Genomic DNA, 16750 nt, shown 5'->3' with positions numbered 1-16750 from the left:
CCGTGCGTAAAATTTTAGTCACCAATGCCCTTCCTTATGCCAATGGTCCTATCCATATGGGTCACTTACTCGGTTATATCCAAGCAGATATTTGGGTTCGTGCGATGCGTGCAATGGGTCATGACGTGACTTACGTATGTGCGGATGATGCTCATGGTACGGCGATTATGCTACGTGCTGAAGCAAATGGTATTAGCCCAGAAGCACAGATTGCCAACGTACAAAAAGAACATATCCGTGACTTTGATGGTTTTGGTGTGCATTTCGATCATTATGATTCAACCAATAGTGACGAGAATAAAGCACGGTCTGAAGAAATTTATATTAAAAACCGTGAAGCAGGCAATATTGCGATTCGTCCTGTAAATCAGCTTTTTGATCCTGAAAAAGGCATGTTCTTATCTGACCGTTTCATTAAAGGGACTTGCCCGAAATGTAAATCAGAAGATCAATACGGCGACGCTTGCGAAGTCTGTGGTACAACCTATAACGCAACTGAATTAGAGAACCCGCGTTCAACTTTAAGTGGTGCGACCCCTGTTGAGAAATCATCCGATCATTACTTCTTTAAACTGCCGAATTTCTCAGAATATTTACAAAAATGGACCCGTGACCAAGGTCGCCTCCCTGTTTCGATTGCCAACAAGTTAGATGAATGGTTTGAAGCTGGTTTATCGGATTGGGATATTTCACGTGATGCGCCTTATTTCGGTTTTGAAATCCCAGATGCGCCAAACAAATATTTCTATGTTTGGGTCGATGCACCGATTGGTTATATGTCGAGTTTTGAAAACTATATTAAAGCCAAACGTCCAGATTTAAACTTTGATGATTACTGGAAAAAAGACTCAAACAATGAGGTCTATCACTTCATTGGTAAAGACATCGTTTACTTCCATGCGCTGTTTTGGCCTGCAATGCTTGAAGGTGCAAACTACCGTACGCCATCTGGTTTATTCGTCAATGGTTTCTTAACGGTGAATGGTCAGAAGATGTCGAAATCTCGCGGTACATTCATCAAAGCTGAAACTTATTTACAGCATTTAAATCCTGAATATTTACGCTATTACTTTGCTTCTAAGCTTTCAGACAAAGTTGAAGATTCTGATTTGAACTTAGATGACTTCGTTCAAAAAGTGAATTCGGATCTTGTTGGTAAAGTGGTGAATATTGCTAGCCGTTGTGCAAAATTCATTAATACCAATTTCAATAATACTCTTTCAAGTACCTGTGCTGAGCCGGAGTTAGTGCAAAGCTTTATTGATGCAGGCGATTCAATTGCACAAGCATACGAAGCACGTGAATTCTCTGCGGCGATTCGTGAAATCATGGCTCTAGCAGACAAAGCGAACCAATATATTGATGAGAAAAAACCGTGGGCACTTGCCAAGCAAGAAGGTCAAGAACAACAAGTTCATGATGTCTGCTCAGTCGGTATTAACTTATTCCGCCAGCTTGCAGTTTATTTATCACCTGTATTGCCAACACTTGCTGCACAAGTACAAACTTTCTTAAAACTTGACAGCTTTAACTTTGAATCGCGTAAGCAAATCTTGATTGGTCATGAAATCGCACAATTCCAGCCATTGATGCAACGTGTTGATGCTAAAGCTGTTGCGGCGATGGTTGATGCTTCTAAAGACTCTTTAACTGCTGCGGCTGAACCAGTAAAAGTTGAGAAGAAGAAAGCCGAGAAAAAGCCTGAGCCAAAAGTGGGTGAATCTGAAATCATTGGCATTGAAGATTTCATGAAAATTGATCTTCGTGTGGCAAAAGTATTGGAAGCTGCAACTGTTGAAGGTTCTGATAAATTGCTGCAATTGACTTTAGATGTCGGTGAAGCTGAACCGCGTAATGTGTTTAGTGGTATTCGTGAGTTTTACCAACCTGAAGACTTAAAAGGCAAATTGGTGGTGATGGTCGCAAACCTTGCGCCTCGTAAGATGCGTTTTGGTATTTCTAACGGTATGGTGCTTGCCGCTGGTAATGGTGAAGGTGTTTGGGTGATTTCTCCTGAATCTGGCGCAAAAGCAGGCGATAAGGTTTCTTAACTACTACCTCCAAACTTTTAAATATCATTTAACGTAATTAAATGAAAAAACCGTAATGTATTTAGTTATGAAGTACATTACGGTTTTTAACAAGACTAAACAGAATTTTAAATTTATCGATGTTTTTAAATATATTCTTATTGCTTTTATAAAATAAACAAATAAAATTCACTAGCTTTTAATCATAAGTTATTTTAAGGGGTTTTTTATGAAAAAAATTTTATCACTTACTGCTGTAGTAACAATTTTATTTTCAACTGGTTGTTCTGTACGTATGGCAGATATGACGGTTGCATCAACCAAAAATTATAATATTAACTCAAATCAGTTTATTAAAGGTCAACGTGTCACAGGTGAAGATAAAGTACCTGTTGTCTTATTTCCTCTTGGTATCCCTAATTTTAAAACTGCAATTGATCGTGCAATCGAGAAAAACCCTTGTTCTGTCGCTTTATCTGATGTAGTTATTACTCAATTGAATCATGCTTTTCTCGTAGGCCAAATTGGTTATCGTGTAGAAGGAACACAGATTATCGATTTATCTCAGCCTAATTGTACAAAATAATCATTTTATTAAAAATAAATGAGAAGTTATTAGGGCTTCTCATTTAAAATCATTAAACTGAATATTACCCATTTTTTCACAAGAATACGGGCATGAAACATGGGTGATAAAGTATATTAATTAAGTGCTTTCTTTAATATTCCATTACTAGACTATACATTGAGAAGACTCTCTTACTTTAAATCTACAGTTATCTATGCTAAAAAATAAACAAATCAACTAAATTAGCGAATATCTATAAATGAATAAAACTCTAGTATCAGCTTTGTTAAGCTCAATTTTCTTTAGTTTCTCAACATTAGCCGCCAATCCCCAACTACCAATTCAACCTCAAAAACAGGTTGCGGGCTACTATCAACACCAAGTGGGTGATGTACAGATCACTGCCCTGCTCGATGGCACTAACTTTATGTCACCAAGCTTGTTTAAAGATATTTCGCAGCAACAAGTACAACAAATCTTGAAGAAATACTATGCAGATCAAGATAAAGGCGTACAAACCTCAATCAATGCCTTTCTCGTTAATACAGGGAAATCACTGGTTTTAGTGGATAGCGGTGCAGCCAGTTGTTTTGGTGCACATTTAGGCTCAATTCTAAAAAACCTAGAGGCTTCAGGCTACAAACCTGAACAGGTCGATACCATTTTACTCACGCATTTACATCCCGACCATGTTTGTGGCATCAGCCAAAAAGGCACTGCCAATTTCCCAAATGCAACCGTCTATGTGTCAGATGATGAAGCAAAGTATTGGCTAGATTCTAAACAAGCGGCAAAATTACAAAAAGATAAACAAGCCAACTACTTAGGTACAGTTGAAAAAATTAAGGAAGCCATTGCCCCTTATCAAGCCAAACAACGCTTTAAAACATTTAAGTTAGGTGATGAAATTCAAGGCTTTAAAGTCATTAACACGGCTGGGCATACCCCGGGACACTATAGTTATGAGCTAAAAACCAAAGATCAAAGTGTGGTCTTTATTGGTGATATCGTGCATTCACATACCGTTCAATTCGATAAACCTGAGACTGCAATCGAATATGATATCGACCCGAAAAAAGCCGTTGAAACACGTTTAAAACAGTTTGCCAATTTTGCAAAGAATGGACAAACCATCGCGGCACCGCATTTACCGTTTCCGGGTATTGGACATATTTATTCGGCAGATAGTAAAAGCTATCAATGGATTCCTGTACATTTTAAAGATTAATAAAACCTTAGCGTGCTTTATAAATTACTGCACGCTTTTACCTAACTAAAACAAAAATTAAAATGACTTGAATTTACATCGGACAAAAATGTCCGTTAAATATTATATCAATATTCCTAGAATTTTACGCATGTTAAATCGTCAGCAACAGGCTGCTCATAACCGTGATGAGCTACTCAATGCCGCAGAGGAAATTTTTCGAACTCAAGGTATACATGTGCCCTTACAAGCGATCATTGATCATGCTGGTGTTGGTCGTGCCACCTTTTATCGTAATTTTGCTGATCGTAGGGCGTTAATCGCTGCGCTGCTAGAACAAGCCATCACTCGATTAGAACAAAAGGCTCAAGCTTTACAGGCTTTCGATGATGGCTTTCTCCGTTTAATTGAAGCGCATATCGAACAACTTCCTCATCTGATTGTATTGATTGATTACTGGCGCATCATTGATCGCCATGACCCAATCATGCTAAACCTTTATGAACGGCGAGATAAAGCATTACAACCGCTGATTGACCAAGCCATACAACATCAATTGTGCCGTCCAGATTTAACGCCCCAAGATTTCGGAATGATCACTGCAATTTTAGGTTCTTCATTTCAAGGACACACAGCATCAGAACAAGTTCGGCTGGCAAAGCGAGCAATACAATTATTATTAAACGGTATCAAAGTTTAGCTCGGGGCATAGGATGGATAAAACACCTCGTTATCTTGAAACTCCTCCTGATTGGTCGCCTGATGAGCGTCCAACCTTACCGGGTTCGCCTGCGGCAATCGCCCATTCCACCACTAAACGGGTTGCTTTTTTTCTAATTGGTTTATTTATCGCTATTTCTGCGAGCCTCAGCAACGGCTTTATTATTGCCAATTTAGCTATTTTCCAAGGTGAATATGGTTTAACGCCTTCACAAGCAGCGTGGTTGCCTGCGGCTTATGTGATGGCAAATGTCAGTTCCAACTTAATCTTGTTCAAAGCCCGTCAGCAATATGGCTTACGCTTGTTTTCAGAAATTGGCCTGCTGGCGTTTATTGGCGTCTTAATCTTACATATTTTTGTCCAGACTTATGAAATGGCATTATTTGTCCGTTTCATTGCGGGTCTAGCTGCCGCCCCACTCAGCTCTCTGGGAATGTATTACATCATGCAGGCATTTAGCCGTGCGGATGTCGCAAAAGCAATTTATCTTGCCTTTGGTTTTCAGCAATTAGGGCTACCATTAGCTTGGATTATTTCGCCTTCTTTATTGAGTGCCAATCCTTGGGATGTGATCTATACCTTTGAGCTTGGGCTAGCCATCTGCTGTTTCGCAATGGTCGTGTCATTAAAACTTCCACGTAGTCTTCGTTTAGATGTTTTTGAAAAACAAGACCTCTTTACCTTTGCTTTACTTGCTCCCGGACTTGCCTGCTTATGTATTGTCCTTACCCAAGGCCCGATTGTCTGGTGGTTCGATAGCCAATGGCTGGCCTATACCTTGATTGCGGGCTTTTGTTTGATTGTTTTGGGCTTAACTTACGAGCATTACCGTAGTAATCCACTCATTATGACGCGTTGGCTCGCGACAGGAGATATTTTAAGCTTTATTGCCAGTGCCTTTGCCTTACGTTTACTCATGTCCGAACAAAGTTACGCTGCTGTTAATTTTCTAAAAACCATGGGAATGGGCCCTGACCAATTTGTTCCGTTTTATATGGTTATTTTCCTTGGTACCGTTGCTGGTTCCGTATTTAGCGCAGTTACTTTTAATAAAGACCGTTTAATTTTAAATCTTTTTCTCGCTGAATTTTTAATTCTGATTGCCTGCACACTCGATTATCACCTCACCAGTGATGTCCGTCCGACCAATTTCTATTGGAGCCAATTTTTAGTGAGTTTTGCAGGTGGTGTATTTATTGGCCCATTATTGTTGATGGGCTTTGTCCGCACATTACAAAAAGGACCGCAGTATGTCGTAACATTTATTGTGTTATTTACTGCAACCCAAAATTTTGGCGGGTTGGTTGGTTCATCATTCTTCAATACCTATCAACAACATCACACCTCCAATTACAAAGTCGAAATCAATAGTCGACTCGACCCAACCGATCCTGTGGTTGCTCAGCGGCTACAAACTTATCAACATAGTGCTATAGCCACCACCAATGATCCAGCTTTGCAACAGAATCAAGCTTTACAGAATTTGAATAAAGTGGTCACTCGCGAAGCACAGGTACGAGCATATAACGATGTGATTGCACTGAATGGCATCTTCGCTATTGTGCTCCTGATCTGGGGATTATTTAGATATATGTACAATCGATATATCAACCAGAAAAATATAAAAGCGACCCATTAATTTTATGTGTATTTGATTGAGAAAATATTATGTCTGAAGAAACAAAAGATAAAACTGAATCCCATTCTGAGAAAAATCAAGCTGCCAAGGATACTGAGGCAACGGCGACTGCTCAGCCCATAGATGCACCTGAATCTGCTGCTCAAATGCCACCGCCGCCTCCACCAAGCAGCAAGATTATTAAACCCAAGACGTCAACCTTATGGTGGATGCTGTTCGTACTCATCGTTGGCATTACCATTATTTTATGGGCATGGCGAATTGGCCCATTTCATACGGCAATCGAACACACAGATAACAGCTACGTCAAAGGCAGAACTACGATTTTGTCCTCACAGATTAATGGCTATATCAAAGATGTGCTGGTTAAAGATTTTGATCATGTAAAACAAAGTCAAGTGCTGATGCATATTGATGCAACAACCTATGATCAAAAAGTCACTCAAGCCGTTTCGGGTGTAGAACAGGCCCAAAATAGCCTTGCCAATCAAACTCAAGTCATCGCACAGCGCCAAGCTGATGTTATTGCAGCCCAAGCAAAATTGGAGCAAGTCAAAGCGCAATATGAACTATCAACCACACAATTAAAACGCTATCAACAACTGGGGAATAGTGGTGCTGCTTCAAAATCTGAACAAGATAAAGCTGCTGCGGATGCACAAAATAATCTTGCTTTACTCAAGCAGGCAGAAGCCAATATTTTAGTCGCACAAGAAGCGTTAAAGACAGCCCAAGTGGCAGAAGCAGGCTTGAAAGCACAAGTGAATAGCGCACAAGCCCAACTGGACCAAGCCAATACCACCAAGGATTACAGTACAATTGTCGCACCTTTAGAGGGTCAATTGGGCGAGGTCAATCCACGTGTAGGTCAGTACGTTGCAGCAGGTACTCAATTGCTTTATTTAATTCCAAAGCAAACTTGGGTGATTGCAAATTTTAAAGAAACCCAAATCGCGAATATGAAAATTGGACAAAAAGCCACATTCACTGTTGATGCGATGAACCATCAAAAATTTACGGGACGTGTTGAGCAAATTTCTCCTGCGGCAGGTTCAGAATTCAGTGTATTGAAAGCAGATAATGCGACAGGCAATTTTACCAAAGTAGTGCAACGTATTTCTGTACGTATCGCCATTGATCCAAATCAAAAAGGCATCGAAAACTTGCGTCCGGGTATGTCAGTGATTACTTCAGTGGATACTGACTCTTAAGCAATACTGACATTCTCAATCAAATCCATTTACAATGTGGTCAAATTCATTTCTTTTTAACTAAAATGTTTGATCACATTGCTTTTCCCATACCTTATCAAACATTAGAACTGCCCTATCCTGTTCAACTAACAATAAAACGTTTAGACCTAATCCATCCTCAGATTTCAGGCAATAAATTTTTTAAACTTAAGTACAATTTTTTGGTCGCTCAACAACAAGGCTTGACTCAAGTCCTTACTTTTGGCGGTGCATATTCAAATCATATCGCTGCAACCGCTTACGCAGCACAGCATTTTGGTTTTCAGAGTATAGGTATCATCCGTGGCGAAGAATTAGCATCGCAACCGTTGAATCCAACGCTACAAACGGCGCACGATTTTGGTATGCAACTGCATTTTGTCAGTCGAGCTGAATATCGTCTGCGCCATGAAGCGGAGTATCTGCAACAGTTACAACAGCAATACCCACAGGCTTTTATTATCCCTGAAGGTGGAACAAATGCGCTTGCCATTCAAGGTACTCAAGAAATTCTATCGGATGATGACTTAGAAAATTATGATGTGATTTGCTGTGCAGTTGGAACAGGTGGGACAATTGCAGGCATCATCGAAAGCAGTGCTGATCATCAACAAGTCTTAGGCTTTTCTGCATTAAAAGGCGATTTTCTGAAACAAGATATTGAAAAATGGACGGATAAAAACAATTGGTCGCTCACAGATGCTTATTGTTGTGGCGGCTATGCCAAAACCACATCAGAACTACTGAAGTTTATACAGCAATTTGAACAACAATATGACATCCCTCTAGAACAGGTCTATACCGCTAAAATGATGATGGGAGTTTTTGATTTAATTCAACAAAACTATTTCCCTGCAAATACTCGAATTTTGGTGATTCATACAGGCGGTTTACAAGGCAAGCTTAAAACATACTAAAAGCCGCTTAAATCTTTTATAATTGCCCGCTTTTCGTCTACCGAGTAATCCTCATGGTTCATCAAGTTGATGTTGTTGTTTTAGGTGCAGGTGCATCGGGCTTGATGTTGGCTGCTGAGGCAGGCAAACGTGGGTGCTCGGTTGTGGTACTCGAAAAAGCCAATAAGATCGGTAAAAAGATTTTAATGTCAGGTGGTGGTAAATGTAACTTCACCAACCTCGATGTTGAACCTGAAAACTTTCTTTCTGAAAATCCACACTTCGTTATTTCTGCATTATCACGCTACACCAATTGGGATTTCATCGGTTTGGTGTGTGAGTACGGCATCGAATATGAAGAACGTAAGCATGGACAGCTTTTCACCACCAAAGGTGCTAAAGAGATTTTGGAAATGTTGCTCACAGAATGTGCAAAAACCAAACACGTCGAAATTGAAACGCATTGTGAAGTGCAACATGTTAAAGCACAAAAACAATCAGGTTTTATGATCGAAACCAACCAAGGGACTTATCAATGTGAATCACTGGTTGTCGCCACCGGTGGATTATCCATTCCCACTTTAGGCGGTTCAGGTTTTGGTTATGAGCTGGCACAACAATTCGGTCATCATGTCTTCCCAACCCGTGCAGGCTTAGTTCCATTTACTTTTTCAGATCAATTTAAAGAAGTCACTACACGCTTAAGCGGCAATGCATTAGACGCAAGCTTAAGCAATGATCGCCATCAGTTCACGGAAGCACTGCTGTTTACCCATCGCGGTTTAAGTGGACCAAGCGCATTACAACTTTCAAATTACTGGCATGTCGGTGAACGCTTCAACATTGATTTTTTCCCAAGCCAAGATTTTGCTCAATTCTTTAAAGAAAAGAAAAAAACACAGCCCAAAGTACTGCTCCGTACTTTGTTGAGTGAATTTACCGCCAAAAGTATCGTACTCGAATTACAACAATTAATTTGGGCTGAGCAAAGCGAGACTGCGATTGGCAATCTCAGTGATCTACAACTTGAACACATCGCCACACAATTGCATGCATTTTCAGTAAAACCTTCTGGAACTGAAGGTTATCGCACAGCCGAAGTCACCCTCGGTGGTGTAGATACCAGCGAAGTCTCATCCAAAACCATGGAAAGTAAAAAACAGAAGGGCTTATATTTTATTGGTGAGGTGCTTGATGTAACGGGACACTTAGGTGGATATAACTTCCAATGGGCATGGTCATCAGCACAAGCTGCCGCCCAATTTGTCTAAACCGCGACATCAATCGAGAGCTGGCTCAGAACTTCAACGATGCTCGGAACTCTTTTCTGCTTCTGAAGAAGATGCCTTGCGTGCGTTTGAGCTTGATTGTTCTTTTTCAGCATTTGATTTCGCAAAGACAAATTTATAAGCACTCGCCAAAAAACCTACAGTGATCCCTGCAATAATAATCGGCGCGAATACTCGATTTGGCTTCTTCATTTCAATCTCCTATAAATTTTTTTATTCATATAAAAGTAAAACGACCACTCGATAAGAGTGGTCGAATTGGAAAAAAAAATCAAAGATTATTTTTTCTATTCATCCGAATGTGGTGGAGATGGCGGTGTCGGTTGAACAGTATTAGGTGAAACAGTCTCGTTTTTATGCAAAGGATTTGGTTGTTTCGCATCAGCTTTTGCTTTATCGAGCAAATCACCCAGTAAACGTTCAGCAGGTTGACGACCACCCAATCCAAATGCCAGTGCAAATGCAACAGCGACCGAACCAAGCGTTAAACCGAATGCCAAATTCACAATCGAGTCTGCAATACCCATTGCTTTTAAGCCCATGGCAATGACTAAGCCCATAATCAAGATACGAACCAGCGTACCCAACCAACGTGAACAATTATATTCACCACGCTGCACGACATTTGCAACGACATTTGCTAGCCAGAAACCAATCACTAGAATCACAGCACCGAGCAAGATACTTGCACCAAACTGGATGAACATCGCAATCAGAACACTAACCTGTTCCAATCCAAGTCGATTTGCAGCTTCTGATACCGCAAATAACATGGTAAAGAAGACGATCAAATAGCCAACCACATCAGAAACACGTGTTTGTCCAAGGAAACGCTGCACATCCAGCTTCATTGGAACTTCATCAACACCAGCCCCTGAAATGAGTTCAGCAACTAAACGTCCGACAAAACGAGAAACCACGTATGCAACAATTAAAATCAATATCGCTGCAATGATTTGTGGTATTGCCAACATAATGTCATTGAGCATTGCTGTTGCAGGTTGAGAAATTGCATCTACCCCTAATGCCTCAAATGCAATGATCAATGTCGTAATCATTATCACAGCAAAAACAAAAGAGCCTAAAAATTTACCAACGCTAGAGTTTTTAAATAATCCTACCTTCTCAGCTTGTGCTTGTAGCCCCACACTGCTGACCAAGCCTTCCACAATTCCACGAACGATTTTTGCAAGGATATAGCCTACAAAAATGATCACACCAGTAATAAACAAACTTGGTAAATAAGCAATTGCTTCGTTCACCATGTTCTGCACGGGAATCAGTAGACCTGTTAGACCTAAAATAGATAAAACAATTGGTAAGAAGAGTAATAAAATTAACCAGTATATAATTTCACCAATGTTGCTGCTGAGCGAACCAACACCAACTTCACCACTTAGCTTTTCATCAAGCTCAGTTCGTGCAAGTACACGTGTGATGCCCGTTCGTACTAAACTGGCAATAAGCCAACCCAGTCCACCAACAACAATCGCAGCGATAAGATGCGGTATAAACAGTAAGACACTGCCCACCATATTACTAAATGGATCACTGATACTATTGATGTTGAGTACGTTTAACGCCCCTACAACAGCAAGGATCATAATGAACCAAAATACAATCTTGGAAACAATACCCTCAATATTCGGTGTACTACCTGTAGCAGACGACAATCTATTATTGGTACCAAGTTTTTGCAGTAATTTCTTTACACCTGCTGCAATCACCAATGCAATGATCCACCCGATTAACAGAATCGCAATTGCAGCTAAAATAGGCTGAAACTGATCCCAATAATACATTGCATCGAACCCTCCTTTTTGGGAAGGGTCTCTAAAAAATTCATTCATGTTGTTATCCTTATGTCATGTTTTTACATTCTGTACTATCCACTCATGATCGCTTTAATGAGCAAGCACATAATTTATGGATGCTTTAACCTTAATTTTTGTCTATTTCCCAATCAATCAACCGCATCACTAATACAACAAAAAACATGTAAGAGTTTGCAAAAAGCCCCTTGATTTATACCAAAGGGCCTTAGCTACTCAATTATTCAATCGAATATGGTCTTAAATGATGGTCTAAGCATGCAGCACCAACGTCTGCAAATGAGACATGATCACCTGTGCTGTTGGTTTTGCTGAATGGTCAGCGAGCATAAATACAAGCAGCGCGATCAGAAATATTCCAACAATGATGAGCATATAGACGGGGAGTCTCCGTTTCCGCGCTGTATCTTCCTTACTTTCTACATGCGGTTTTGGCTTACTAAAATCATGCATCGTAGCTAGCCCTCTTGTTATTGCTTATTTGACTTTTATCTTAGCAGTACCCAATGTTGCATTGTGTGAAGAAACTTCGGACTATCGTTGTCTTGTTTGCATAACACTACTTTTTATTGTTTGCACTTTTGTTTAAAATATATGCGATTTTAGAATGCGATAAAAGTAAGCTATAATAGCGCCCTCATCTCTTTAATATTCTGCTTTATGTCCTATAGCCAAAAGCGCGTTTCTCTTGAGTTAGACACCGATGTTACGCATCAGTGTTTTTTACATCACACACGCGACGAACATTTGATTGGAATTATTGAGTTCAATAAGCCGAGCTATATCCTGAAATGGGGAGATTTGGAATATTTTCGTCGTCGCACAGAAGAACTTTCTGTGATGCCATTGCCTGATTGTATCAATGCAATGATTATTGATATTCGCAATATACAGCCTTTTTTAGATAATGAAGTTCCGATTTTACCTTGGCGTTTATTGGAAGAAGATTGCCCTGTTCGCTTGGTTGTACCACAAGATCGTTTAGAACATTATACAGGGATTTTCGAACCAACTTGGCTCACGACAGATGTTGAAACTGCAATTCAAGAAATCCGTGAATTTATGGATATGTTTGTTCATTAAAACATAGCCATTGAAATTAACCTTACTTCGCTTAGATTCATCACCGAGTCAATCGACCTTATGCCGCTACAACGCCCTTGCGGAGCTACAATCGCTCCTCATTACCAATAGTTTTCAACTGCAATATTCCCTTCACCACGTCGATTCATCGTGAGACCACGCAGCTTTAATGCTTCTTTGGTATCATCAACCATTTGTGGATTGCCACATAACATCACATGGCTGCTGGCAGGATTGAATGACAGTCCTACAGCCTTTTCTAACTCACCATTTGCAATCAGTACTGGCAAACGATCATGTAAAACTGCATTTGGATCACGTGTGATAATCGGCACAAATTTAAAACCCGAATGTCCCTCACCAAACAATTCCGCAATCTCTTGAATGCGCTCGATATACGCCAACTCAGATGCCGTTCGAACACTGTAAACCAAAGTAATTTGCTGATATTTCTTCCACGTTTCAAAGTCTTGCAACATAGAAAGAAACGGTGCTAAACCTGTGCCTGTTGCCAACAACCATAAATCTTGCGGTAACGGCTGTTGATAGCGCGCCAGCGTTAAATATCCATAAGATATTTTTTCGAGATAAAGCTCATCGCCGACTTGTAGATGTTGTAGGTTAGACGTGAATGCTCCATCGGGTACCACAATCGAAAAGAACTCTAAGGTTTCATCATATGGCGAAGACACCACTGAATAAGCACGAACCACCAGCTCATCACCGACCATTAAACCAATCCGAGCAAACTGCCCTGCGGTAAATTTAAAGTGTGCTGGTCGAGTCATTGTGAAACTAAAAAGGTTGCTGGTCCAGCGCTGTACCGATAAAACTTTTTCTACGCTAAATTTTTCAATTGACATGATGAGAACGTGGCACGAAACAGTGCGCTCATGGTAGCATGATCTGATTATTGATGAATACTCTAGGGTCTGTTAAATATAACAAGACCCTCAACACGTTAAGGCTTTTAACATGCGCATGACATTACGCCAATTGGCAGTTTTCGTGGCGGTCGCTCAAGAGGGAACTGTAACCAAAGCGAGTGATGCTGTCCGACTCACACAAAGTGCGGCGAGTATGGCTTTAGCTGATTTAGAAGATGGTCTTGGCGCACCGTTATTTGACCGTTTAGGCAAACGATTACAACTCAATGATTTAGGAAGATTTCTACTTCCTCAAGCTTTAGAAATATTAGGTCGTTGCGAGTCTTTTGAACAAGCAGCCAAAGGTGAATTACAAAGCATTGATTTACGTTTAGGTGCGACCTTAACAATCAGTGATTATTTAATGCCTGATCTCATGGCAGATTTTTTAAAGCGTCACCCACAAGCTCATCTACAACTACAAGTGGGTAATACACGCCAAATGATTGAAGCTGTGAACCAGTTTCAGCTCGATTTAGCTTTGATTGAAGGTTCTTGTCACCTGCCCTCACTCCAATGTATTCATTGGCGGAATGATGAACTGGCTGTGTGCTGTGCGCCTGATCACCCACTAGCACAGTTAGATCGACCAATCACGCCAGCAGATTTTCTTGATGTCGAATGGATTTTACGTGAAGAGGGTTCTGGTACACGTGAAGTGTTTGATAATGCAATCTTACAAGACTTACCCGATGCCAATATTCGTTTAACTCTAGGTCATAATGAAGCGATCTTAAAAATCGTCGCAGGTGGTTTAGGGATGTCGTGTATTTCTAAACTTGCGATTGAACCATTACGTGAAAAAGGTCAACTGATTATTTTAGACACGCCATATTGGCAATTAACACGTCCACTTTACATGCTGGTGCATCGTCAAAAATATCAAGGACCAGGACTGAAAGCCTTTTTACAATTTTGTGAAGATCAGGTTTAATTCTTCTAAATAAAAAAACGCTTCCAATGGGAAGCGTTTTTTTATTCATTTAAGTTTAGAAGTCGAAACTTACACCGAGTTTATAGGTACGACCTGCACCCACAGTGGTAAAACCACTTGCGAACACGCCATCCCAATATTTCTTATCAGCAACATTATCGACATTGGCACGGAAGGTTGTATTCACACCACCGAGTTTAGTTGCGTACTTCGCACCTAAATCCACCAGCGTATAATCAGGTAACTTTAAACTATTATTAGCAGTCAAATATTGTTCATCGACATAGGTGACAAACGCATTCACGCTCAACCCTTCAACGAAGGGCAAGGTATAATCGACACCAACACCAGCGGTAAATTCAGGCGTACCCTCAATGGTTTTACCAGATACATCTACTCCGCCACTTAAAATCGCTTTCTTATATTCCGTATCTATATAAGCCAGATTACCATAAACAATCAGGTCTTCAGTCACTTTACCTGAAAAACCATATTCAATGCCTTTCGATTCTGTTTTAGCACCATCGGTTGTAATTTGTGTAATCGTTGAATCATTTGGATCGCGATAGGTTGTATCCGTCAAAGTACTTGGCTTTTTAATTTGATACAGCGCCAATGTATGTAACCAGCGATCGCCTTGATATTTGGCACCGACTTCGTATTGCTGACTTTCAAATGGTGCAAAGGTTTTATTATAGTTCGCATCAGTAGCAACGCTCACTGTTGCGCCTTTAACTAGACCTTCGACATAACTGGCATAGAATGAAGTATTTTCACCAAAAGGTTTCACCACAATAGCTAAGCTTGGCGATACCTTATCAGCACTCAGTTTAGTATTCGTCGTCAGCGCTTTTAAATCCATATCTTGATAACGTACACCTAAAATAAACTGTAATTTATCATCCAGCATGGAAATTTGATCGGTCAGGCTATAACTCACATAAACATCATCGGCAAAAGGGACAACCTCTGGCCAAGTCTCTGGCATATGCCCTTCACTGCTTGGATTATAAATATTGGTTGGGAAATAAACCTCTGTCGCACCACGTCCTTTATGTTGACTGTATTTACGCTTTAGGTAATCAGTACGGAATGCTAAGGTATGTGAAATATCACCTGTAAAGATTTGACCTTCAAAACCAGCATTAACAGTCGTATTATTTTCCTTCGACCCCACGCGATAATATTGTGCTAATGCATCACCATTAGCACCAATCAAAGGATTGGCATTGCCCAAGCACTGATTACCAGTCAAAGGACCACAATAGTTTGCAGGCAGGTCACGTACAATCATACGAGTACCGAACAAATGTCCACGGTATTCTCGTTCGTTAAAACCGACACCAGCAAATGCTTTTAAATTGGGTAAAAGCTTATATTCACCTGATAGACCTACATAATTGGCACTTTGCATCCCCTTCAAATGCGGGAAATAATTAAGTTTCCCGTCTGGTGCTGGCAGAACACGTTCTAAGGTCGAAAAAGCGATCATTGCAGGTGAACCACCATCACGGCTGTCACGCGTGGTATAAGCATCAAAATTGATTTTAGCTTGATCAGTGGTATAGTCGAGCGCCAAGACTGCTGCGGTATTTTTATCGTCTAACCCATCAACAATATGCTCACCCTGCCCATAAGTTGCACTAAGACGTGCACCAAATTCATTGTTTTCACCAAAACGACGGGCAATATCAAAACCTGATTTGTAGTAGCCACCATCTTCATACATAGCAGACACTTGGGTCAGATCTCTATCTGCACGCTTGGTCGTTGCCATGACCACGCCACCAATACTACCACCAGGAGCCATGCCTGCAATCAATGCATTTGGACCTTTTAGTACACTGGCAGAACCTAAAATATCAGTCGGTGTACGTCCACTTGGTGACATGCCATAAGAGCCATTAATATTGGCATCTTCCCATGTCACGGCAAAACCACGAATCATAAAGTTTTCGTTTAGATGACCACTGTTGGTCGTGGTACGAATACTTGGATCATTTTTAAGAATTCCTGCGATTGAGTCAGCCTGTTTATCCTGAATCGCCTGTTCCGTATAAGACTGAATACTAAATGGCGTATCCAACACAGCTTTCTCACCCAGAATCCCAAGATTGGCATCTTTTTTAAGTTTGCCTGTCGCATCCGTTTCTTGTGAGTCTGCTTTAACCGTAATAGTTGGTAAAACCGTATTTTCTTCAGCAACGGCAAACATAGGCAAAGCGATGAGAGATAGAAATAAGATATTCTTTTTCAATTGACCAAACCCCGATAAAAATTTGATCACATTATATAAGATAAATTAACAAATGATAATAAAAATCATTAACAAAATAATAACTATTATTTATTGCCCCTGAAAATCTTATGATGAGAATTTTTAATTTCCCCTC

15 protein-coding genes are annotated in these 16750 nt (G+C 40.3%); 10 read left to right on the top strand and 5 right to left on the bottom strand.

Annotated elements, in window-relative coordinates:
• The first annotated feature begins 2 nt into the window (after positions 1-2).
• The 8 genes from metG to MMP72_RS06730 all read left to right on the top strand — a co-directional run bounded on the left by metG (position 3) and on the right by MMP72_RS06730 (position 9564).
• Positions 3-2051 (top strand): methionine--tRNA ligase, encoded by a 2049-nt coding sequence (gene metG, locus MMP72_RS06765; protein ID WP_241315747.1) that lies wholly within the window; start codon positions 3-5, stop codon positions 2049-2051.
• A gap of 208 nt (positions 2052-2259) precedes the next feature.
• Complete coding sequence (locus MMP72_RS06760) at positions 2260-2616, top strand: hypothetical protein (protein WP_241315740.1); 357 nt, start codon at positions 2260-2262, stop codon at positions 2614-2616.
• Between the two features lie 241 nt (positions 2617-2857).
• Positions 2858-3826: an MBL fold metallo-hydrolase gene (locus tag MMP72_RS06755; RefSeq protein ID WP_241315738.1), complete on the top strand. Its 969-nt coding sequence runs from the start codon at positions 2858-2860 to the stop codon at positions 3824-3826.
• A 130-nt stretch (positions 3827-3956) separates the two neighbouring features.
• The gene (locus tag MMP72_RS06750; RefSeq protein ID WP_241316072.1) at positions 3957-4505 is read left to right on the top strand and encodes a TetR/AcrR family transcriptional regulator; all 549 of its coding nucleotides are present in this window, start codon (positions 3957-3959) and stop codon (positions 4503-4505) included.
• Positions 4506-4518: 13 nt separating this feature from the next.
• A complete protein-coding gene (locus MMP72_RS06745) occupies positions 4519-6165 on the top strand; it encodes an MFS transporter (protein WP_241315736.1) in 1647 nt (548 codons plus the stop codon).
• A gap of 146 nt (positions 6166-6311) precedes the next feature.
• Positions 6312-7376: an HlyD family secretion protein gene (locus tag MMP72_RS06740; protein ID WP_241316070.1), complete on the top strand. Its 1065-nt coding sequence runs from the start codon at positions 6312-6314 to the stop codon at positions 7374-7376.
• 65 nt (positions 7377-7441) lie between these two features.
• A complete protein-coding gene (locus tag MMP72_RS06735) occupies positions 7442-8314 on the top strand; it encodes a pyridoxal-phosphate dependent enzyme (RefSeq protein ID WP_241315734.1) in 873 nt (290 codons plus the stop codon).
• A gap of 53 nt (positions 8315-8367) precedes the next feature.
• Positions 8368-9564 carry an NAD(P)/FAD-dependent oxidoreductase gene (locus tag MMP72_RS06730; protein WP_241315732.1) on the top strand — a complete coding sequence of 399 codons (1197 nt, stop codon included), beginning with the start codon at positions 8368-8370 and terminating at the stop codon, positions 9562-9564.
• Between the two features lie 33 nt (positions 9565-9597).
• On the opposite strand, the gene MMP72_RS06725 is transcribed toward MMP72_RS06730, so the two are convergent.
• From MMP72_RS06725 to MMP72_RS06715, 3 genes are all read right to left on the bottom strand, one after another.
• Positions 9598-9774, bottom strand: coding sequence for a hypothetical protein (locus tag MMP72_RS06725; protein ID WP_241315730.1), 177 nt, complete (start codon positions 9772-9774; stop codon positions 9598-9600).
• A gap of 95 nt (positions 9775-9869) precedes the next feature.
• Entirely contained in the window at positions 9870-11432 is a 1563-nt protein-coding gene (locus MMP72_RS06720; RefSeq protein WP_241315729.1) for a mechanosensitive ion channel, read from the bottom strand.
• Between the two features lie 234 nt (positions 11433-11666).
• Positions 11667-11867, bottom strand: coding sequence for a hypothetical protein (locus MMP72_RS06715; protein ID WP_241315727.1), 201 nt, complete (start codon positions 11865-11867; stop codon positions 11667-11669).
• Positions 11868-12074: 207 nt separating this feature from the next.
• Here MMP72_RS06715 and MMP72_RS06710 point away from each other — a divergent pair, with 207 nt between their 5' ends.
• On the top strand, positions 12075-12497 hold the full coding sequence (locus MMP72_RS06710) for a hypothetical protein (protein ID WP_241315726.1): 423 nt from the start codon (positions 12075-12077) through the stop codon (positions 12495-12497).
• 101 nt (positions 12498-12598) lie between these two features.
• On the opposite strand, the gene MMP72_RS06705 is transcribed toward MMP72_RS06710, so the two are convergent.
• Positions 12599-13360: a ferredoxin--NADP reductase gene (locus MMP72_RS06705; RefSeq protein ID WP_241315724.1), complete on the bottom strand. Its 762-nt coding sequence runs from the start codon at positions 13358-13360 to the stop codon at positions 12599-12601.
• A gap of 112 nt (positions 13361-13472) precedes the next feature.
• On the opposite strand from MMP72_RS06705, the gene gigC reads away from it, so the two are divergent.
• On the top strand, positions 13473-14357 hold the full coding sequence (gene gigC / locus MMP72_RS06700) for a LysR family transcriptional regulator GigC (RefSeq protein WP_241315722.1): 885 nt from the start codon (positions 13473-13475) through the stop codon (positions 14355-14357).
• 55 nt (positions 14358-14412) lie between these two features.
• On the opposite strand, the gene MMP72_RS06695 is transcribed toward gigC, so the two are convergent.
• Positions 14413-16572: a TonB-dependent receptor gene (locus tag MMP72_RS06695; RefSeq protein ID WP_241316068.1), complete on the bottom strand. Its 2160-nt coding sequence runs from the start codon at positions 16570-16572 to the stop codon at positions 14413-14415.
• Positions 16573-16750: the final 178 nt, after the last annotated feature.

This window comes from Acinetobacter sp. NIPH 2699 (assembly GCF_022549355.1).
Lineage (GTDB): Bacteria > Pseudomonadota > Gammaproteobacteria > Pseudomonadales > Moraxellaceae > Acinetobacter.
Note: the sequence above shows the minus strand (reverse complement) of the source record. Positions and strands in the feature narration are given on the sequence as shown.